Raw genomic sequence first — 20,821 nt, forward strand, 5'->3', positions numbered from 1 at the left:
TGTCACATGGCTATTTTAGAAAATTTCGGCTAATGTTCTATTATTCAAGTCAAAAGCTCATCAGAAACAAGCATCATGTTCAGTGATCTCAGTCAATCGCCACTTAGCAAAAACTTACATCGATTATTCTTACTCCGGAATATCGCTATATTTGCTCAATGCCTCACATTTGCTATTGTGTACTGGGCCATTGATATTGTAATTCCCTGGACGCCAATGATCTTCGTAGTGGTATTGCTCGCATTGATAAACCTGCTTACATGGATACGGTTACACCGTAAATGGCCGGTATCCCATTCAGAATTCTTTTTTCAATTGCTGATTGATGTCCTGGCACTCAGCACCTTGCTGTATTTCAGTGGCGGATCAACTAATCCATTTATTTCACTATTCTTGTTACCCCTAACTATCGCAGCCGCTACTCTGCCATGGCGCTATACATGGATCATGGCTATTATTACGATAGCCTGCTATACGCTGTTATTGTTCATTTACATACCACTCCCGCACGAACATAGCAATCATCTTTTAGAGTTTGCATTGCATGTATCTGGAATGTGGCTAGCATTTGTATTAAGCACTGTAATCATTGCCTGGTTCGTCGTTAGAATGAGTTCCTCCATTCGGGATCGAGATCGCGACCTCGCCAAAGCACGCGAACATGCATTGCGCAATGAACAAATTATCGCTTTGGGCACATTGGCTGCAGGTGCCGCCCATGAGCTAGGCACACCTCTTTCGACGATGGCCGTAGTAACCGGTGAACTACAACAAGAATATACTCAAGATGCTGAATTCCAAAACAACATTCATATTTTGCGGGATCAAATTGCGCATTGCAAGCAGACTTTGACCCATTTGCTGGCAAAAGCTGGTCAAACAAGAGCTGAACATGGCAGCAGACTTGCTGTCGACGTGTTTCTCCGTCAGATTCTGGACAAATGGAAACTGATACGTCCCTCTGTTAAATTTACTTATCAAAGTACAGGCACACAACCTACACCGCGAATTATGGATAATCAATTGTTGAACCAGTCCATACTCAATCTGCTGAATAACGCCGCAGACGCATCTTCAGAATGTATTGATATCAGCAGTCATTGGGACAATCAAGTGTTGCACCTGGAAATTATTGATGATGGTAAAGGATTATCTGCGGAAGCGTTACAACGTGCTGGCGAAGCTTTCTTTTCCAGCAAAGCTCCAGGACAGGGTTTTGGTATTGGCTTATTTCTGGCTAATGCCAACATAGAACGATTTGGTGGTAGCGTTCGTTTGTTTAATCTTGAAAACGGCGGAGCCTGTACACAAGTTGTTTTGCCGCTGATAGGATCAATAGCATGATGGAGTCTCCAATAACAGACAGTACCGAAAACCCGAGTTTATTGATCGTCGATGACGATATCATTTTTTGTGATGTGCTAGCAAAGGCCATGAGAAAGCGTGGTTTTTTCGTGACATGCGCACATACTATTGAAGATGCCTTATATCTGGCTGAACAATCGACACCTGAATATGCCATTATTGATCTAAAACTATCCAGTGAATCTGGGTTGGTATTGGTTGAGAAGTTAAGAGCACTGGATCCCGGCACCCGGATTGTCATGCTAACAGGCTATGCCAGCATCGCCACAGCCGTTGAAGCAATTAAACTCGGCGCTACACATTATCTTGCAAAGCCTGTTGACGCGGATCAAATTATGGCTGCTTTTGAACGTATAGTCGGAGAAACGAAAATAGCCATCAGTGCATATCCCTTATCAGTAGGGCGCTTAGAGTGGGAATATATTCAGCGTATTCTTGCGGAAAATGACAACAATATCTCGGTAACAGCAAGGATACTCAATATGCATCGACGCACACTGCAACGCAAGCTTGCCAAAAGACCCTTGAGAGAATGAATCTACGCTTAGCTGAGATGTGATGATAATCTTGCAATGATCCGGATATCTTGCCCAATCATGCGCACATCCTGAATTTTAAGCTCTTTTTTTTGCTCAAGGCACGTTAATTCAGGTAACTTAATCATTCCTCTCGCATCATCACCGAGCAAATGTGGCGCAAGATAAAAAATCATCTCATCAACCAATCCGGCCTCAATCAATGCGCCATTCAATTCGCGTCCGGCTTCCACCAATACCTCATTGATTTCCAAATCAGCTAAAATTGCCATCATTTTATTCAGATCTACTGAGCCTTCCGTATTTGGTATGGTAAAAACTTGAGCGCCCATACTGCTAAGTGCATTCTTTTTTTTCAAACCCCCATCGCACGCAGAAAAAATTAATAATTCATTGTCACTTTGAAGCAATTTCGCATTTAATGGAATAGTCAAGTGGCTATCTACAATGACTTTTCTAGGTTGCCGCGCAGTTTCAATATGACGAACTGATAATTGTGGGTTATCGGATTTTACTGTGCCAATACCTGTTACGATAGCGCATGAACGCGCACGCCAGCGATGCCCGTCATATCGTGCAGCTTCACCAGTGATCCATTGACTGACGCCATTGTTCAGTGCGGTTTTACCATCAAGGCTGATAGCAGTTTTCAATCTAACCCATGGCCTCCTATGAGTCATGCGGGTAATAAACCCTATATTCAGTGCTTGCGCTTGCGCTTGCAATAAGCCCGTTTGCACAGTTATTCCCGCTTGTTCCAGGAGTGCGCAACCACGCCCACATACGATTGGATTGGGATCTTCCATGGCTATTATGACCTTGGCAATTCCAGCATCAATTAGGGCGTTAACACAGGGCGGTGTCCGCCCATAATGACTGCAAGGCTCTAATGTTATATAGGCGGTTGCGCCGCGCGTCTTTTCGGTAGCTGAGGCTAGTGCATTAATTTCTGCATGCAACTGCCCTGCTTTTTCGTGCCAGCCACTACCAATAATTTGATCATTTTGAGTGAGGACGCACCCAACGTGAGGATTGGGTGCGGTACTGTAGAGTCCTTTCTCTGCCAGACGAAGTGCATGTGCCATGAAAGCATAATCGGTGGAAGTGAACATCTAGGATGCCTTTTTCATAAGCTAAGTTAATCCGATACTGTCAACAACACCATGCTAATAATCATCAGAAGATTCCTTGGTTAAAATTTAGGAAACTTTCTTCGATTATTAACTGCTTCTCCGGCTAGGCTATTGCACTTCCTTGATCGCGTCACGAAAATCATCCACGTCCTGAAAGCTTTTATAGACAGACGCAAATCGGATATATGCTACCTTGTCAAGCTTATAAAGTTCTTCCATCACGCTTTCACCAATACTGCGTGATGAAACCTCACGCTCACCCTTTGCCAGGAATTTTTGCACTATACGGTCTATTGCCGCATCAACATAACTGGTTGGAACTGGGCGTTTGTGAAGCGCCCGTTTAAAGCCCGTTAACAATTTGTTACGATCAAATTCCGCACGAGTGCCGTCATGTTTGACTACCTGAGGTAAACGCAACTCGATCGTCTCATAGGTTGTAAAGCGCTTATCGCAAGCTATACAACGTCGGCGACGACGAATTTTGTGACCATCTTCACTTACACGAGAGTCTATGACATTGGTGTCATCAGTATTACAAAAAGGACACTTCATATTCAGTCATGAGCGGTAGCCATCAACTCAAGTGTTTTGTTGCTATAGTCGTTTATAATTACTTTGAGATTACCCATAAACCGGAAATTTCGCGCATAATTGTTTTGCCTCGGTAGCTACACGTGCGATGACCGCGGAGTCTTCAGGTGCGGCCAGCACGTCTGCTATCAGATTCGCTAGTTGTTCTGCCTCCAGTTCTTTGAAACCTCGAGTGGTTATTGCGGGCGATCCGATCCTGATGCCACTGGTGACAAACGGTTTCTGCGGATCATTGGGGATGGCATTTTTGTTAACAGTGATATGCGCCATTTCAAGCGATTCTTCTGCTTGTTTGCCTGTTAAGTTCATTGCGCGCAAGTCAACTAAAAATAAATGACAATCGGTCTGACCGGACACAATCCGTAAACCGCGATTGATTAATACTTTAGCCATGACTCGAGCATTATCAATCACCTGCTCCTGATAAACCTTAAATTCCTTAGTTGCAGCCTCTTTAAATGAAACCGCTTTGGCTGCAATTACATGCATCAATGGACCGCCTTGAGTTTGCGGGAAGATGGCAGAATTTAATGCTTTCTCATGCTCGGGTTTAGCCATAATGACTCCTCCTCGTGGACCACGTAATGTTTTGTGCGTAGTGCTTGTAACAAAATCAGCGATGCCCACTGGGTTTGGATATAAACCTGCTGCTACCAACCCTGCATAATGCGCCATATCGACTAGCAAATATGCCCCGGCCGCATCGGCGATTTTCCGGAAACGCTTCCAGTCTATTACGCGTGCATAAGCAGAAGCACCAGCCACGATCATTTTTGGTTTATGCTCATGAGCTAATTTCTCAACTTGATCATAATCAAGTAATTCCGTTTCCGGCTCTAATCCATAAGAAATCGAATTGAATATCTTTCCGCTCATGCTAACGCTGGAACCATGCGTTAAGTGACCTCCATGTGCCAGCGACATGCCTAGCAAGGTATCGCCTGGCTTTAGCACTGAAAGGTAAACTGCTGCATTGGCTTGGGAGCCCGAGTGCGGTTGTACATTCACATACTCAGCGCCAAACAGCGCTTTTAATCGGTCAATCGCGAGCTGTTCCACCTGATCTGCATACATGCAGCCGCCATAATAGCGTTTGCCCGGATAGCCTTCAGCATATTTGTTGGTCAAAACGGTGCCCTGGGCCTGCATCACAGCAGGGCTGGCATAATTTTCCGATGCAATTAATTCGATGTACTCTTCTTGACGTTGCACCTCGCCTTTAATAGCTTGCCATACTTCTGGGTCGACATTTTCTATTGTGTGTTTCTGCGAAAACATGTTAATACCAATCCTTCGAAAAATTTAAAAACCATTAAAACCTGTATAGTAACATTACCTGCTGAAACGCAGATAGTTGATCAAAGAAACGGTAGAGAAATAAACAGAATATTTTTGCTATAAGTGGTACTTTTATCATATTTTTGAACTGCTGATATCATGACTATCTACGTCAGGCGCTATGCGCGCACGAATTACACGAATTATAACAACTTGGGTTTCTGCAACGACGGCCCTGAGCAGGATGTTTATTAGTTTGGAATCGGCATCATTATTCGGTGCTGATTGAAGTGCATCCGGATTTGGTCGGCATTCATTCCGGGTTTGAGGTTATGTTGGTAAGGGAATATTTTGCAGCGGTGAGCCATGATTCGCTCCAGGTGCGCGTGAATGACGGTGAAGATTGCTAAATCACAAATCGCGTATATTGCGCTTTATCGTTTGGTTGGAAGTGCAAATGGATAGGACCATATTGGTAATCGCTCATGAAGAAACAGAAACGATGCAGGTATTTGTCGTTTATTTTGAAAGAGATATTGAAGATGATCGGTTGAGAAATCTTCATGTGAAGAACTGTGAATACAAATATTATTTTTTAACTCACTAATTTCAGATTTCTCTTTTTAATGTCCAACCAGTCCGGTTTATGGATGCAGATTATGGTTTGCTGAGCGATAGCACGCAAATATTGCCAGAAGCTACTTCGTGCAGAGTGACAAACGAAAAGATAAATTGGTGTTTGCACCATAATTGTTTTGTTGAGATGATCTGATGACAAAAGAGCTAAACGAGTTATTTCAGATGGACAATCCATTTTTGATACAATCTTTCGGCTACCATGTTTAACGCCGACACTCGCTCGGATAAATCTTTCTCAATCTCTTCCAACGATTGCGCTGATGGTTGGTTGAGGCTGGCAAGTTCTTCTGCAGCCACGCTGCACCAGTCGCGTACCAAACGTTCGGTCATTTCGACATGACACTGCATTCCTAAATGAATGTCGATTGCAAAAGCCTGATTTTCGCAATATTGGCTGGAAAGGATGCAGGTGGCGCCTTGAGGCAGGCTGAAAGATTCGCCGTGCCAATGGAAGGAATTAAAGGTGGTCAGATCACCAAACCATTCTTGCGCGATCGGATGATTCGGCACGGTGACTTTCCCCCAACCCATTTCTTTGACTGGACTGGGGCTGACGACACCCCCTAGCGCCTTGGCCATTAATTGTCCACCTAAACAATGGCCCAATATTGGCATATCCACAGCAACCGCTTGCCGGATCAACGACAGTGATAATTCAATCCAAGGTAAATCGTCGTTGACGCTCATGGGTCCACCCATAAACACTAAACCACTGAATTCATCGATACTGGTTGGTGGATTCTCGCCAGCGTCAATTTTAATCAGACGCCAAGGAATATGATTGTTATCGAGAAATGTGGCAAAATATCCAGGTCCCTCGATGGGTAAGTGTCTAAAAATTGCAACCGGCTTCATAAAAATTTTCCTGCCATTATTTTGAATGATGTAATGATCAATTTTAGCTTGTTTTGCAGCAAATTTTCTGCTGAAAATTTAGGTTAATCTTTCTTTGATACTTGTGAAGTGCTCATTCATCATCAACCGTAACCCTTTGATTATTATTCGTTAAAAATGGATCGCGCAATGTCAGTAAAAAAATATACGTTTTCTGATTTGGTGCGAATTGAGCAATTACGTAGAATCGAATCAGTTAAAGCGGAGGAATTATCATATACCAGTATCAAGAATATACCGGATTCTCCGCGCAGTGATTTTAGTTATCCTGAATTCATTTATCGGCTAAAGACCCGTGCCAATTATTTGATATACGAGAATGTGCTGGGAGATAAGTTGCGCCAGCCAAATCAACAGTTTATTCGCGCTCGTAGAATATGTTTGATCATTGCGGTGATCTTGGGAGGATTAGCGGCAAGTCATGCGGTGAGTGAGTCTTCCACGTTGAATATTTATTGGTTACTTGCAGTGCTGCTGGGATTTAATCTGATATCCCTATTGCTATGGATATCCGGTATTGCTCTGAATTTACAGAGCTTAAGTAGTGGTATCATAGCGCAATTAGCCAGTTGGTTGCCTTACCGGCATAAATATGATCCCACAAGCGCATCTCTGGCATCACAGGCTTGGTGGGAGAATTGCTTAACAGGCAACATAGGCAAATGGCGTATCAGTGTACTAACGCACCAGTTCTGGTTGACCTACTTATCCGCTGGATTAGTGTTGCTGATATTACTCATGTTGGCTAAGCAATACAATTTTATCTGGGGTACGACATTGCTGCCGGATAACACTTTGCCCAAACTTACTCAAGTTCTGGGCGCACCATTGGAGGCGCTTGGTTTAAAAATACCGGACGATCCGCAAACGATTGCAAGTAGGATAGGCACAAGCAAGCAGGATGCAGAAGCGCGGATGGCTTGGGCTACCTTTTTGATCGGTGTCTTAATAGTTTATGGCATATTCCCGCGACTGTTATTGCTTGGTCTTTCCTGGGTCATGCAAAAATGGTGCGAGTACCGGTTTAAGCTGGATCTGTATTTGCCTTATTATATTGAACTACGGCAACGTTTGATGGGGCGCGAAGTTAAGGGAGAAGTTATCGACGCCGACCCACAGGAAGGCAGGAAACCTGCTGATATTATACGCCCGCCTGATAATGTCTCCATTCCAGCTAATGCACAAGCCTTTGGTATTGAGCTGGATACAGCAACACCTTGGCCTGAACGGGTGATTTGTCGGCTGAATATCATTGATCAGGAATCTCACGATGCAGCGATTTCACTGATAAATAAAATGAAAGCTCCGGTATTGCTGGGCGTAGCAGCACATCGACTGCCGGATCGCGGTGTGCAGCGCATGATTAAAGAACTGGTTGACAACAGCAATACAAAACCCTGGTTGATTTTATTGAGCAAGTCATCTGCACCCGTTGCCAGTGCGAGAGAAATTGCCTGGTTTCGCTTGGCGGAAGCTTGTGGTATTCCGGCTGAACATGTTATTACTCGATAAATCATGATGGTCAAAAACCCAAATCGTTCGGATACCCAACTATTGTTAAATATTGTCGTTGTCGGACATACTAATACCGGTAAAACATCGTTAATTCGCACCATGTTGCGTAGCACGGAATTTGGTGTTATTGAAGATGCAGCAGGCACTACGCGACATGTTGAGCAGGCGACAATTAGTGCTAACAACGAACCGATTCTGCATTTGTATGACACTCCCGGTTTGGAAGATTCCAGAGCCTTATTTGCGCATATCAAAAAGCTACAAATTAAATCAAAATTATTGTCCCCAATACAAATACTGGAGCAGTTCTCGGCTAATGTTTCTGTCAGTGATCCGCTGGAACAAGAAGCAAAGGTGATTCGTCAGGCACTACGCAGCGATATTCTTTTATATATCATTGATGTGCGAGAGCCTTTTCTGGAAAAGTATCGTTTGGAACTGGAAATCCTCACGCAATCGGGTAAACCGATTATTCCGGTGTTTAACTTTATTGCCGGACATGATCGGGAACTGGCGAAATGGCGCGAGCATTTGACTGTTTTTCATATGCATGCAACGCTCGAGTTTGATACGGTTGCTTTTACCTTTGATGCTGAGAAGCGGTTGTATCAGAAAATGCAGGTCTTACTGGAATCCCATAACGATCGATTGCAGAAGCTGATTGATTATCGTGCTAAATTATGGAACCAGCTTTGCTTGTCGGGTGCCAAGCGGATTGCTGAGTTGATTGCGAATGTCGCCTGCTATCGAGAGAGCAAAGCGATTAAAAATAATTTAATTGCGGATTCATTGATTGAAGACCGGTTGCACAATTTCGTTCGTAAAGCTGAACAGCATTGTTTGCATGATTTGTTGGCAATTTTCAATTTCTCTGATAAAGATGTTGAAATTCAGAGAATTCCGGTCTGCAATGGTCAGTGGCAGCTCGATATTTTTGCTCCCGGTATACTCAAAGCGTATGGATTGGATGTCGGAAGTGCTGCTGCTAAGGGCGCTGCAGCAGGAGTCGGCATTGATCTGATGGTCGGCGGTATGAGTCTGGGAGCAGCCAGCGCATTGGGTGCAATCGCGGGTGCAGGCTGGTCGACTTTCAAGCGCTATGGTGATGAAATCAAGGCGACTGTTAAAGGCACCCAATGGCAGTGCGCTGACGAAACTACGCTGCAGGTATTGTATCTGCGCCAGAAACACTTATTGAAAAAGCTTGTGCATCGTGGGCATGCGGCGCAAGATAAGTTGCAGGTGGGTAAGGCTGGTGACGAGAAGTTACCTAAAGACTGGAATAAACTGATCAGCTCCTTGCGTCAGAACCCAGGCTGGCAAGAACCATCCGCTGCGCGTAACAACAATCCACAGTATCAGCAGATAGAAGCTACCTTGGTGGGCGAATTGTTGAATGAAGAGTGATACTGGAAGTGTTTTGGGTATCCACTATGCAATCAGCCTAAGCTAGTGTGAATACTGCTTGTCTCTAGAAGATGCTATGTTGGTAATAGAGGTGTCACTTTTCTTGCAGAAATGATCAGGTGGTTGGTATAGTTTTTGCTGCGACGGCGTTAAAAACAGGCTCAAAATGCTCATTTATTAAGCATAAACTGCGCTTTTCGCCTGTTTCTGGCTTGTATCAGTTGCCTCGAAAACGTTTTTCAACGGCCTGTTAAACACAAAGGTATTAATTTATGTGGCGATGAGTGCTTGCTGACTGTTCTCCATAATGTTAGCGGTCAGTGTAACGATGGGTTTTGGTTTTTATAGTTAACTAATGTATTCATTTGCTTATGTCAGAGTTTAACTGCGTTGTAATGACGAAATTCTGAAGACAGTTCTCTGGTTGGGTAAAAAGATAAAGAACTGCCGTTGATGAGTTAAAATGTTAAGCAAATTAGATCTAGATCATAAAAAAATTTAGCTGCGGCGAGATCGGTGCATTCTGGTCATATTTTATCAATCTTAGAATGCTTTTTTCAGTTTTATCTGGGTTCAACAGATAAAATTTAGGATATTCGAATAAATAGTACCATTTGATTGTTCTTATTCAATATTCAGATTTATGAGTTGTGTGTAATCCTGTAGCCTTAGCGCCATACGATTTTTTACAAGCGGAACCAATTATTTTTGTGAATATCTGAGTTTTATGCTTTATTTAGTATTCATTGTTGCAATTACTATATTTATTCTGGGGCCTTCTTACTGGGTTAAGCATACTTTGACAAAGTATAGTTATCCCGAAGATCGTTATCCGGGCACTGGCGCTGAGTTGGCGCGCATATTGCTGGATTGGGCGAAGTTACAAGCGGTCAAGGTTGAAGTGACTGAGCAAGGTGATCATTATGATCCGATTGCAAAGGCAGTCCGCTTAACACCAGAAAAATTTAACGGTAAATCGTTGACGGCGATTACAGTGGCTGCACATGAGGTTGGTCACGCGATACAAGATAGAGATGGCTATTTCCCGCTAAAATTGCGTACACGACTGGTTAAGATTGCTGCTCCGATTGAAAAATTTGGGGCAGCAATTCTGATGATCGCTCCCTTCATCACAGTAATTACCAGAGCACCGCTTACAGGCGCGCTGTTTTTTGCAGGCGGTTTGTTAACGCTGGGCACAGCAACGATTATACATTTGGTGACACTTCCAATGGAACTGCATGCCAGTTTTGCGCGGGCAATGCCGATGTTGCAACAAGGCAAGTATTTGATACACGGGGATGAGATCCATGCACGCAGGATTTTACGTGCAGCAGCGTGGACATATGTCTCGGCCTCATTGATGACACTGCTCAATATCGGCCGGTGGTGGGCTATTTTACGACGCTAATTTTGTATGATATTTTGGATTCCTGACATTGCAGTAGTGAAATGTAAAGCCCTGTCTTGACCCTGTCATATAAGCAACATACTATGTAAAAATTCAATGTTGAAAATCTTATTAGTTAATATAGCAAAAAAGGATAAACATGACGTATTCGGTTAAGCAACAAAAAGCAAACAATATGCGTGGATTTACGCTTCTTGAGTTACTTGTTGTAATGGTCATAATTGGCTTGTTGGCTGCTTATGTAGGACCGAAGTATTTTTCGCAGGTAGGTAAATCAGAAATCAAAATGGCACAGGCGCAGATCGATGCATTGGAAAAAGCTTTGCATCAATATCGTCTGGATGTGGGCAGCTATCCCGCGACCGACTTGGGTCTGGCAGCATTGGTGAATCGGCCCAGTAATGAGCCCAGATGGCATGGGCCCTATCTTTCCAAAATGCCCCCAGCCGATCCTTGGGGACGCGCATATGTTTATAAATATCCGGGAGAGCGTTCCGAGTTTGACTTACTTTCGTATGGCAAAGATGGGCAACCTGGCGGTGATGGCGAGGCAGCCGATATTACCAACTGGTAAATTACCTTATGCGATTTGAAGTGAAAGCAGTGATTTCCGGGCAAGGAACCGTACATTTAGAACTGGAAGCCAACAGTGAAGCAGAAGTGCGCCGACAAGTAATGGAACAAGGCGGTATGGTGTTGAGTGTGCGCAGGAGATTCTCTGGTTTTACATTTAAATCACATACTAAATTTCCATTAGTGCATTTTAGCCAGGAATTGCTTTCATTACAAACCGCAGGATTGAGTCTGGTAGAAAGTATTGAGACTTTACTGGAAAAAGAACAGGATACAAGCAATCGCAAAATAATCCAGAATATTCTTGATCGACTCTATGAGGGTATAACTTTTTCACAAGCATTGGAAGATTATCCGCAAGCATTTCCACCCTTATATATTGCAACCGTTCGTGCCAGTGAGCGGACTGGCGATCTTGCTGAAGCCTTAACCCGGTTTATTACTTATCAGACACAAATGGATTATGTCCGTAAAAAACTGGTGGGTGCATCCATTTATCCCGTTTTGTTATTGGCTGTGGGTTTGCTTGTCTCGATTTTTCTAATGGTATTTGTTGTTCCTAAATTCAGTGCCATTTATGACGATATGGGCAGTGACTTGCCATGGCTTTCGTTATTGTTGATTAAATGGGGTCAGTTTGTTCATGATCGTGGCTGGGAACTGGCCATTGCCGCGGTAACGCTTTTGGTTGTGATGGGGTATGCCGTCAGTCGGCCAACTTTTTGGGTGAAAGTCATGCAGTTATTGTGGCGCATTCCTGCAATTGGTGAGCATATGCGGGTTTATCAATTAGCCCGTTTTTATAAAACACTCGGTATGTTGCTCCGTGGCGGAATTCCTGTCACGCAGGCATTGGAGATGGTCAGCGGGTTGTTGCAACCGCATTTTCGACCAAAAGTTGCGGCAGCGGCCAAACATATCCGCGAAGGTCAAACAATTTCCAGCGCAATGGAGCAAGAGGGGCTTACAACTGCAGTCGGCAATCGTATGCTCCGGGTCGGCGAAAGAACCGGATTAATGGGAGATATGATGGAACGAATCGGCAATTTTCATGACGAGGAGATTGCCCGTTGGGTGGAATGGACAACCAAGCTGATTGAACCGCTACTGATGGCATTTATCGGCATTGTGATCGGCGGCATTATTATTCTCATGTACATGCCTATTTTTGAACTGGCGGGAAGTATCAATTGATGGAAACATCAGTACAAACTGCAAGCAAACAACCCATTGATCTAAATCAATTGGCTGAAATTCGCCTGAAAGCAGCTGCACAAGGAGTTTCTGTTTTTCAGATCTTGGAGGAAGATAGTGGTTACGCGCCTGATGAACTGATTCAACAGTTGGGGCAACTGATGCACATGCCCGTGCTGGGAATGAAAGAGATTCATGCATTACAGCCAGCTTTTGATATTTTGCCGTTTAATGAAGCGATGAGGCATGAATGCGTGTTGTTTCACAACGGACAGAGCTATTTATTCGCGATCAGCAATCCTTTTTCCGGCAAGCTGCGTGCATGGGCTGAAGAACGGTTTGATCGAGCGGTTGAATGGTATCTGGTACATCCGGCCGATTTGAGCGCTTTCTTTACCCAGCAAGAAAAAACCATGCGTGCTATGGATCAGGTATTGTCATCGGCTGATCTGGATAAAATACAAAGCGGCATTGAAGATCTTTCGTTAAAAAGCATTAACGAAGGTACCAGTAAAGTAGTACGGTTAGTACATTCCACATTGTATGATGCGCATAAATCACAAGCCAGCGATATTCATCTGGAAATGGCTCCGGGCGTACTGTCGATAAAATATCGAATTGATGGTGTGTTGTCGGCTATCGGCGTCATACGAGGCGCCGACTTGGCTGAGCAAGTTATTTCTCGTATTAAAGTGATGTCTGAACTAGATATTGCTGAGCGTCGGGTTCCGCAAGATGGCCGGTTTAAAATCTCTATCCAGGGGCGTGAGATAGATTTCCGGGTTTCCATCATGCCGAGCATTTTTGGTGAAGATGCCGTACTGCGTATTCTTGATCGGCAAGCATTGTCCGATCAGCTTGAAGGCTTAACTTTAAATCAGTTGGGCTTCAATCAGGCCGCGATCGCCAGTATACGTCGTTTAAGCTCTGAGCCTTATGGAATGCTGCTGGTTACCGGTCCAACCGGGAGTGGCAAAACGACATCATTGTATGCGGCGATATCGGAAGTGAACAAAGGGCACGATAAAATCATTACGATTGAAGATCCGATTGAATATCAGCTTGCGGGCGTGTTGCAGATACCAGTCAATGAGAAAAAAGGGCTCACATTTGCTCGCGGCTTGCGTTCAATTTTACGGCATGATCCTGACAAGATTATGGTAGGCGAGATCCGCGATGCTGAAACCGCACAAATTGCCATACAAGCCGCATTGACCGGTCATTTGGTGTTTACCACGGTACATGCGAATAATGTGTTTGATGTGATTGGACGATTTTCACATATGGGTGTGGATCCCTACAGTTTTGTGTCCGCCTTGAATGGAATTGTCGCGCAAAGATTGGTACGTCTGCTATGTACGCACTGTGCTGTAGATGAGCGACCGGATGACAATTTGATTGAGGAATCGGGTATTCCTCTGGATCAGACCAGACAGTACAAATTTCGTAGTGGTAAAGGTTGCGGGCAATGCCGGGGCAGCGGTTTTCGGGGTAGAAATGCCATTGCTGAAATTTTGTTATTGAACGATGAAATTCGAGAGTTGATTGTCGCTCACGAGCCGATCCGGCGTATCAAGGAAGCAGCTCGGGACAATGGAACTCGTTTCTTGCGCGAAGCGGCATTGGATATGGTTAAACAAGGACAAACCAGTTTGGAGGAGGCTAATCGTGTCACGATTGTGGCGTGATCAGATTCAGGTGTTTCTGGCGCCGGGACGATTGGATTGGGTGCGTCTGAAGTGCGGACTTAAACCCGTGCAGACTGACAAAGTGACAGTATTCTTCGAGCCTGCTGCAAATGCTCCCATTTGGAATTCTGCAGTGGATGAACTTGATAAGGTATTGACGGAAGCAGCTAGAACGGAAGTGTCTGTGATTCTATCCAATCATTTTTTGCGCTACGCGACGTTGCCACCGCAAAACGAAATCGCCAGTCCGGAAGAAGTAAAATCCTATGCCGAATTTCGCATGCGCGAAGTCTATGCTGAGCGGGTTGACTCCTGGGAACTTAGTATCAGCGATTGGAATCCGGTCGATGGTGCGGTTTGTGCGGCGATTCCACGTGAACTGATAATGCAATTGGAGCAAATGGCATCGAGCCATGGTTGTACGATTAAAGTCATAGAGCCCTATATGGCATCGGTTTATGATCGCTGGCAAACGCACCTTAAAGGTGAAAAGATCTATTTGGCGGTGATTGAGACTGGGCGTATTTGTATTGCGATTACCCATCACGGTAAGTGGCAAAGTATCAGAAATCAAAGGATTTCGCATAGTGCGGCAAGGGATCTTTTGGCGGCATTGGATCAAGAAGTAATCTGGTCTGGAGCAAAAGAGGCGATGGAGTTTGTTTATTTATTTGCACCCGAGCATCCAGAAATGTCCTTGCCGCAGGATAGTGGCTGGTGCATCATTTCGCTTCCAGCGGGGAAGAAGCCGGCGTTAGCACACTATCCATCAGCTCCAATTAACCATACTGAGCTCAATCAATGTCCCGCTTGAGATTACGATTTCCTTATCGAGAGCAATCTGCACCACAGCTTGATCTTGCGTTGCTGCTGCTGGGTTTGTTGATAGTTGTGGCGGTATTTTTTCAATTCCGATATCAGATTGAAGAGATCAATTCCTGGGGTAATCGGGTTGAACGCATGGAGCGGCAACAGCATCAAAAGGCTGCACCACGCACCCGAGCTACATCCCGTATCCGTGAGTTTAGCCAGGAAATCCAGAAAGAAATCGTGCTAGCAAATGCAATTCTGGATCAGCTGAACTTACCCTGGGAAATGTTGTTTGACTCGATCGAACAGGCAGCGACCGAGGATATTGCCTTGTTATCGCTGCAGCCTAATTTTTCCAATCGCAGCTTGCGCTTGAGTGGTGAAGCTAAAAGTATGGCCGAGTTACTGGATTTTGTGGAAGCGCTGGAGCGGGAATTGGTGTTCGAGAATGTACATTTATTAAGTTATAAAATTAAACAAGAGAGCCCGCAGCGTCCGATTATTTTTCTTTTAAACGCCGAATGGATTCAAACTACTTAAAAAGAGAATTGACACAAATATCGTGGAATCGATTCATGCCGCTGCTGCGCTGGCAGTTGGGACGCCTGGGTAATCTGGGTAAGGTCGGTATTGGTTTGATGATAGCAACCGGTATTTATTATTTATTGGTCGTGATACCACAAGAAGCAGAATTACAAAAACTCAAAGATCGAGCTGTTACCCTGCAGGCGCAGGCTGCGTCGAAAAATTCTTCCGGTGAAGGCGGGGATCTCGAAGCCAGTAAGAAAATGAGTGGCGATCAGGCATTGCAAGTATTTTATGAGTTTTTTCCGCGGGTTGATTCCTCGCCATTTTGGATTCGTGAATTGGTAAGAGTGGCTAAAAAACAGGGTGTGGAGCTGACAAGCAGCGAATATCGGCTGATTAATGAAAAGGATGCGCGTTTGGCGCGCTATGAAATGGTTTTGCCGGTGAAAGGTAAATATTCCCAGATTCGTGCTTTTATTGCCGATGCTCTGGAGGCCGTCCCGGCTATGGCCATATCAGCGATCGCTATGAAGCGTGAGAATACTGTCAGTGATAAGCTTGAAGTGCGGCTGGAAATTAATCTTTATATGAATAAATAACACCAAATGGATGCAGTAGAGAAAAAACGGAAAATGATTATTGGGGGTGCATTGGTGGCGACCCTGATCGCGGCGGCTTTGGTCGAAGTTGATGATGAGCCTGAACTCCATGTTCCAGAGAGCCTGCAATCGGGAAGAACGGTTCAAGATCGAACCAATAAAACTGAATCAAATGCTGCGCAACTGGACGTGAGTAAACTCGGACAACGGAAATTTAGTCCGCTTGCCGGTGAGCTATTTGCGTCTACGAACTGGGTACAGAAACGGGTTGTTATCGACGATCCTGAAGAAGAGGCAATCAAAATGGCTCGAGCCGCAAGAGCATTGGCTCCTCCCGCACCCACAGCACCTCCTTTGCAGTTTAAATACGCCGGCAAAGCGATTGCAGACAATGAAACATGGGTTTTTCTTTCACAATCAGGAGAGAATCTCATTACTAAGATTGGTGGAAAAATTAACGACACATACCGGCTGGATTCGATCAACGATACTGCCATCACAATGACCTATTTGCCGCTGAATATCAAGCAGACACTTACGATCAACAATCAAATAGCAGGAACTTTTCGATGAGAAGCTGGAAAACGATTGTCCTTATCATCTTATTTACAATGACAACAGGATGTGCAGTCAATAACAAAACTTTCGGCACTCGAAACATCGCGTTTTCCGATGGACAAAAATTGATTGCTGAAGGCAAATTGGAGCCTGCACTGAGAAAACTTGAGCAAGCAGCAAGAGAAGAACCCGCGAATCGAGAAATTCGTACGTTATTGATACGAGTACGCGATGAAGTTATGGGTAAATTATTTATTGAAGCAGATAATTTGAGAAATTCAGGTAATCTGGATCAAGCTGAACAGGAATATCTGCGCATTTTAAACGAGTATCCATTTCATGAACGCGCAAAAGAAGGGATTGAAGCAGTGAAATTAGAGCGCCGCCATATTGCTGCGGTCGATGCCGCAAGAGCATTATTGGTACGCAATGATTTGAGAGGAGCAGAAACAATGGTTCGAGCCGTGTTGCAAGAGAACCCTGAACAGTCACATGCACGGCAGTTGATAGCACAGATCAACTCGAATCTGTCTCGACCTGAAGTGACTGATCTGATATTGGAATCCGCATTTAAAAAGTCGGTATCGATGGAATTTAAGGACGCCGATTTGAGGTCAGTATTTGAAATTATGTCGCGTACTGCCGGAATCAATTTTGTGTTTGACAAGGATATTCGCCAGGACAGCAAAATTTCTATTTTTGTGCGTGACAATACCATTGAAGATATTCTCAAGCTAATCTTAACGACCAATCAATTAGCCTACAAAGTGCTCAATAATAATTCGTTACTGCTTTATCCCAACACACCGGCAAAGCTGAAAGATTATCAGGAATTAGTTGTGCGCAGTTTTCAGATCGCACACACTGATGTAAAACAAATGGTTGCGATGGTCAGAGGCATTGTCAAAGCCAAAGACATTTATGTCAACGAACAGCTTAATTTGTTTATCATGCGCGATACCCTCGAAGCCATTCGCTTAACAGAACGGCTTGTCTCACTAAACGATCTGGCTGAACCAGAAGTCGTATTGGACGTTGCAATTCTTGAAATATCGCGTGCAAACACTTTCTTATTGGGGCCTAATTTTCCTCAGTCACTTCAATTTAATTATGCAGGAAGTGCAGTTGGAGGAGCGCCCGCAGCCTTAATAAGTCAATTTAACATGCCTAACCTTAAAAGTTTTGGAATGACAAGCGAAGCCAAAATAGATTTTTTACAAAATCTATCGATAGGTGATGTACTGGCTAATCCTAGAATTCGAGTAGCTAATCGTGAAAAAGCCAAAATTCATGTCGGGGAAAAGCGCCCTTTTTTTACAGCTAATGTTCAGCCTGGTATTAATTCTATTGTTACTTCAACACCGACTTTTATAGATCTAGGGGTTAAGCTGGATGTTGAGCCACGCATTGGCTCGAATAATGATGTCACAATGAAAATTACGCTTGAGGTCAGCAGTAGCACTCAGAATGTATCAGGTCCGGGTGGAGCAACAGCCCCGCTCGTCGTTACTCGAAATGCTGAAACCCTATTAACAGTGAAAGACGGGGAAACTCAGGTATTGGCCGGACTCATTCAAGATAGCGACACAACTAATGTAAAAGGACTTGCAGGATTATTGAATATTCCAGGATTAGATAGATTGTTCTCAAATCAAGATGTAAGACGCTCTAAGAATGAAGTTGTTCTGCTCATTACCCCTCGCATCGTGCGAAATCTTCCCAATCCAACCAACCTGGAAAATGAATACCATTTTGGCACCGCCGGCGAAGCAGGTAAATTGCCGGTTGTTATCCAAAAAACCGGATCGCAATCCCTGGCAATTGCTCCTGCCGGTACAGGTACTGGCTCCGCCGCCGCCAGAGGCTCGAATCCCTTTGCTGTGGCAAGAGAAGTATCGGATGTTCCTAACCCTTTTGCCAATGTTGCGGCGACGACGCCTACATTAACGATGCAAGCACCAACCACGGTAGGTCTGGAGAAGGAGTTTTCGGTCAATGTCCGGTTAGTCGGAGCAAAACCGATGGTTAACACTGAACTCCAGTTAAATTACGAAGCCAGTGTATTGGAAGCGCTCGACGGCGGAGATAAGTCCGGCACGCGCACAATCAGGCTGGGCAGAGATCAAACGACGGGCCTGGCTACGCAGATACGATTTAAAGTAATTGCAGCCAATCCTGGCATCACGGAAATCAATATCCATAATGCCACTGCCGAAGACCTTGAGACCGGAGAATCCATCGAAGTGATGTTGCCTGCAACAGCAACCATAAACATTAAATAATTTTCATGCGGAGCCTATTGGCAACCTTTCGTAAGCAAAAAGGTTTTACTCTGATTGAACTGATGATCGTGTTAGCGATCATGGGGATTCTGGCGACGGCGGCTATGCCGTTACGCGAACTCATGGTTAAGCGTGAAAAAGAGCAAGAGCTGCGCGTCGCCTTGCGCCAGATACGTACTGCAATTGATGCTTACAAACTGGCCACCGATGAGGGACGTATTGCCAAAAAAGCCGACGAATCCGGTTATCCGCCCAGGCTTGAGGAACTCTACATGGGCGTGCCAGATGTCAAAGATCCTAAAAAGAAAATTATTTATTTTTTGCGCCGTTTGCCTAGAGATCCTATGTTCACAGAGCTGGAATTTGAAGGCATAAAGTTGACTCCGGCAGAAGAAACCTGGGGAAAGCGCAGCTATGAAAGTCCTTGGGATAGTCCCAAAGACGGTGATGATGTTTTTGATGTTTTTTCACGTTCGGAAGCCATTGGCCTGAATGGCATCCCCTACCGGGAGTGGTGATCGTGTATGTCAGTTAATCCGAGATACCAAGGTTTCACCCTGATTGAATTGTTGGTGGTCATGGCCATTGTTGCCACACTATTGAGTCTTGTGGCGCCCCGTTATTTCAGTTCACTCGATAAAGCCAAAGAAGCGGTATTGCGACAAGATCTCGTCATTATGCGGAATGCAATAGATCAATTTTATTCCGACATCGGCAAGTACCCGATTGATCTGGAAGAATTGGTGGACAAGCATTATTTACGCAAGGTTCCGATTGATCCATTCACTGAAAGTGACCAAACCTGGATTGTGATGCCACCCAAGAATGAAATGGAGTCAGGAGTTTACGATGTTCACAGTGGTTATACCGGACAAGCGGCGGATGGTACGTATTATGAAGAATGGTAAGCGATTTTTACTGAGTCGGATTTTCCTGACGAACTAAAATGTCTCGACGTGAGAATGGTTTTGTCTATCTATGGGCACTGTTTTCGATTGCTTTGGCGGGTGTGATCATGGCTGGAGCAGGACAAGTATGGAAAGCCAAATCCCAGCGCGATAAGGAAGCTGAACTACTATTTGTGGGAGAGCAATTCCGCAAAGCTATCATGTCCTATCATAGCAGCGGCACAAAACAATATCCTGAAAAGCTGGAAGACTTGCTGCAAGATGGACGTGCTATAAATGTTCAACGGCATATACGTAAAATCTATCTGGACCCGATAACCAATTCAACGGAATGGGGTCTGATTGAGGAAACTCCGGCCAATACCTCCGCCACACCACAAAACAACACGCAATCAAATCCCAGTTCAGCCACGAATCCAAGCACAACATCAAATCCAAATGCGGCTTTCAGTGCGGGCGCAAACCAGAATCCCAGCAGCGCTGCGAATCCGACCGCAGCAGCGAGCCCAGGTTTAACTACTAATCAGGCAGCGAGTAGCCAGGCTTCCGGCAATAATCCGGCGTCAAGTGCCAACTCGAGTATGAGTTCTAATATTGGGAAAAGAATCATCGGGGTATATAGCCTTTCTGAGAAAAAACCAATAAAAAAAGACCAATTTCCAGAGGTTTATGCTAAGTTTTCAGAAGCTAAAACCTATCAGGATTGGAAATTTATTTACAAACCGGGTGAAGGCGCCGCTGCAAAAGGATCGGCGTCTTCACAGAATAAAGCTACCAACCCCGCTGCAACGCCATCGACTGGATCACCTCTTTCACCACAATCCTCTCAGGGCTCATCTGCTTCTCCTTTTTCATCCCAGTCTGCTCCGGCCCCCGCTAAAGGCGCGTCACCTTTCGGATCGCAATAAA

Annotated in this window: 20 protein-coding genes; 16 read left to right on the forward strand and 4 right to left on the reverse strand. The window is 44.7% G+C overall.

Features of this window, described 5'->3' with window-relative positions; genetic code table 11:
• Nucleotides 1–75 precede the first annotated feature (75 nt).
• Together C7H79_RS06150 and C7H79_RS06155 are read left to right on the forward strand one after the other, a co-directional pair.
• The gene (locus C7H79_RS06150; RefSeq protein WP_106706415.1) at nucleotides 76–1,344 is read left to right on the forward strand and encodes an ATP-binding protein; all 1,269 of its coding nucleotides are present in this window, start codon (nucleotides 76–78) and stop codon (nucleotides 1,342–1,344) included.
• Nucleotides 1,341–1,901, forward strand: a complete 561-nt coding sequence (locus C7H79_RS06155; protein ID WP_106706416.1) for a response regulator transcription factor — start codon at nucleotides 1,341–1,343, stop codon at nucleotides 1,899–1,901. Before C7H79_RS06150 ends, C7H79_RS06155 begins: the two co-directional genes overlap by 4 nt.
• A gap of 8 nt (nucleotides 1,902–1,909) precedes the next feature.
• Here the strand turns inward: C7H79_RS06155 and ribD are convergent, their stop codons facing one another.
• From ribD to C7H79_RS06175, 4 genes are all read right to left on the reverse strand, one after another.
• The gene (ribD, locus tag C7H79_RS06160; protein ID WP_106706417.1) at nucleotides 1,910–3,013 is read right to left on the reverse strand and encodes a bifunctional diaminohydroxyphosphoribosylaminopyrimidine deaminase/5-amino-6-(5-phosphoribosylamino)uracil reductase RibD; all 1,104 of its coding nucleotides are present in this window, start codon (nucleotides 3,011–3,013) and stop codon (nucleotides 1,910–1,912) included.
• 129 nt (nucleotides 3,014–3,142) lie between these two features.
• The gene (gene nrdR, locus C7H79_RS06165) at nucleotides 3,143–3,589 is read right to left on the reverse strand and encodes a transcriptional regulator NrdR (protein WP_106706418.1); all 447 of its coding nucleotides are present in this window, start codon (nucleotides 3,587–3,589) and stop codon (nucleotides 3,143–3,145) included.
• A 69-nt stretch (nucleotides 3,590–3,658) separates the two neighbouring features.
• Nucleotides 3,659–4,906: a serine hydroxymethyltransferase gene (glyA, locus tag C7H79_RS06170; RefSeq protein WP_106706419.1), complete on the reverse strand. Its 1,248-nt coding sequence runs from the start codon at nucleotides 4,904–4,906 to the stop codon at nucleotides 3,659–3,661.
• A gap of 792 nt (nucleotides 4,907–5,698) precedes the next feature.
• Nucleotides 5,699–6,400 carry a type 1 glutamine amidotransferase gene (locus tag C7H79_RS06175; protein ID WP_106706420.1) on the reverse strand — a complete coding sequence of 234 codons (702 nt, stop codon included), beginning with the start codon at nucleotides 6,398–6,400 and terminating at the stop codon, nucleotides 5,699–5,701.
• A 168-nt stretch (nucleotides 6,401–6,568) separates the two neighbouring features.
• Here C7H79_RS06175 and C7H79_RS06180 point away from each other — a divergent pair, with 168 nt between their 5' ends.
• The 14 genes from C7H79_RS06180 to C7H79_RS06245 all read left to right on the forward strand — a co-directional run bounded on the left by C7H79_RS06180 (nucleotide 6,569) and on the right by C7H79_RS06245 (nucleotide 20,820).
• Entirely contained in the window at nucleotides 6,569–7,951 is a 1,383-nt protein-coding gene (locus C7H79_RS06180) for a DUF2868 domain-containing protein (RefSeq protein ID WP_106706421.1), read from the forward strand.
• 3 nt (nucleotides 7,952–7,954) lie between these two features.
• Nucleotides 7,955–9,361: a GTPase/DUF3482 domain-containing protein gene (locus C7H79_RS06185; protein WP_106706422.1), complete on the forward strand. Its 1,407-nt coding sequence runs from the start codon at nucleotides 7,955–7,957 to the stop codon at nucleotides 9,359–9,361.
• A 727-nt stretch (nucleotides 9,362–10,088) separates the two neighbouring features.
• Nucleotides 10,089–10,772 carry a zinc metallopeptidase gene (locus C7H79_RS06190; RefSeq protein WP_106706423.1) on the forward strand — a complete coding sequence of 228 codons (684 nt, stop codon included), beginning with the start codon at nucleotides 10,089–10,091 and terminating at the stop codon, nucleotides 10,770–10,772.
• Between the two features lie 139 nt (nucleotides 10,773–10,911).
• Nucleotides 10,912–11,346, forward strand: a complete 435-nt coding sequence (gene gspG / locus C7H79_RS06195) for a type II secretion system major pseudopilin GspG (RefSeq protein WP_106706424.1) — start codon at nucleotides 10,912–10,914, stop codon at nucleotides 11,344–11,346.
• An 8-nt stretch (nucleotides 11,347–11,354) separates the two neighbouring features.
• On the forward strand, nucleotides 11,355–12,539 hold the full coding sequence (locus tag C7H79_RS06200; protein ID WP_106706425.1) for a type II secretion system F family protein: 1,185 nt from the start codon (nucleotides 11,355–11,357) through the stop codon (nucleotides 12,537–12,539).
• Nucleotides 12,539–14,227 (forward strand): GspE/PulE family protein, encoded by a 1,689-nt coding sequence (locus tag C7H79_RS06205; protein WP_106706426.1) that lies wholly within the window; start codon nucleotides 12,539–12,541, stop codon nucleotides 14,225–14,227. The genes C7H79_RS06200 and C7H79_RS06205 overlap by 1 nt, the downstream gene beginning before the upstream one ends.
• Nucleotides 14,208–15,041, forward strand: a complete 834-nt coding sequence (locus tag C7H79_RS06210) for a hypothetical protein (protein ID WP_106706427.1) — start codon at nucleotides 14,208–14,210, stop codon at nucleotides 15,039–15,041. Before C7H79_RS06205 ends, C7H79_RS06210 begins: the two co-directional genes overlap by 20 nt.
• Complete coding sequence (locus C7H79_RS06215; protein ID WP_106706428.1) at nucleotides 15,029–15,577, forward strand: PilN domain-containing protein; 549 nt, start codon at nucleotides 15,029–15,031, stop codon at nucleotides 15,575–15,577. The genes C7H79_RS06210 and C7H79_RS06215 overlap by 13 nt, the downstream gene beginning before the upstream one ends.
• A gap of 35 nt (nucleotides 15,578–15,612) precedes the next feature.
• Complete coding sequence (locus C7H79_RS06220; protein ID WP_106706429.1) at nucleotides 15,613–16,164, forward strand: hypothetical protein; 552 nt, start codon at nucleotides 15,613–15,615, stop codon at nucleotides 16,162–16,164.
• 33 nt (nucleotides 16,165–16,197) lie between these two features.
• Nucleotides 16,198–16,737: a hypothetical protein gene (locus C7H79_RS06225; RefSeq protein WP_242447171.1), complete on the forward strand. Its 540-nt coding sequence runs from the start codon at nucleotides 16,198–16,200 to the stop codon at nucleotides 16,735–16,737.
• Nucleotides 16,734–19,004 carry a secretin GspD/PilQ domain-containing protein gene (locus C7H79_RS06230; protein WP_106706431.1) on the forward strand — a complete coding sequence of 757 codons (2,271 nt, stop codon included), beginning with the start codon at nucleotides 16,734–16,736 and terminating at the stop codon, nucleotides 19,002–19,004. Before C7H79_RS06225 ends, C7H79_RS06230 begins: the two co-directional genes overlap by 4 nt.
• 5 nt (nucleotides 19,005–19,009) lie before the next feature.
• Nucleotides 19,010–19,522, forward strand: a complete 513-nt coding sequence (locus C7H79_RS06235) for a type II secretion system protein (protein WP_106706432.1) — start codon at nucleotides 19,010–19,012, stop codon at nucleotides 19,520–19,522.
• A 6-nt stretch (nucleotides 19,523–19,528) separates the two neighbouring features.
• Nucleotides 19,529–19,912, forward strand: coding sequence for a type II secretion system protein (locus tag C7H79_RS06240; protein ID WP_106706433.1), 384 nt, complete (start codon nucleotides 19,529–19,531; stop codon nucleotides 19,910–19,912).
• A 38-nt stretch (nucleotides 19,913–19,950) separates the two neighbouring features.
• Nucleotides 19,951–20,820, forward strand: a complete 870-nt coding sequence (locus C7H79_RS06245; RefSeq protein ID WP_106706434.1) for a RodZ family helix-turn-helix domain-containing protein — start codon at nucleotides 19,951–19,953, stop codon at nucleotides 20,818–20,820.
• The last annotated feature ends 1 nt before the right edge of the window (nucleotide 20,821 follow it).

It is taken from the genome of Nitrosomonas supralitoralis (genome assembly GCF_003011925.2).
Lineage (GTDB): Bacteria > Pseudomonadota > Gammaproteobacteria > Burkholderiales > Nitrosomonadaceae > Nitrosomonas > Nitrosomonas supralitoralis.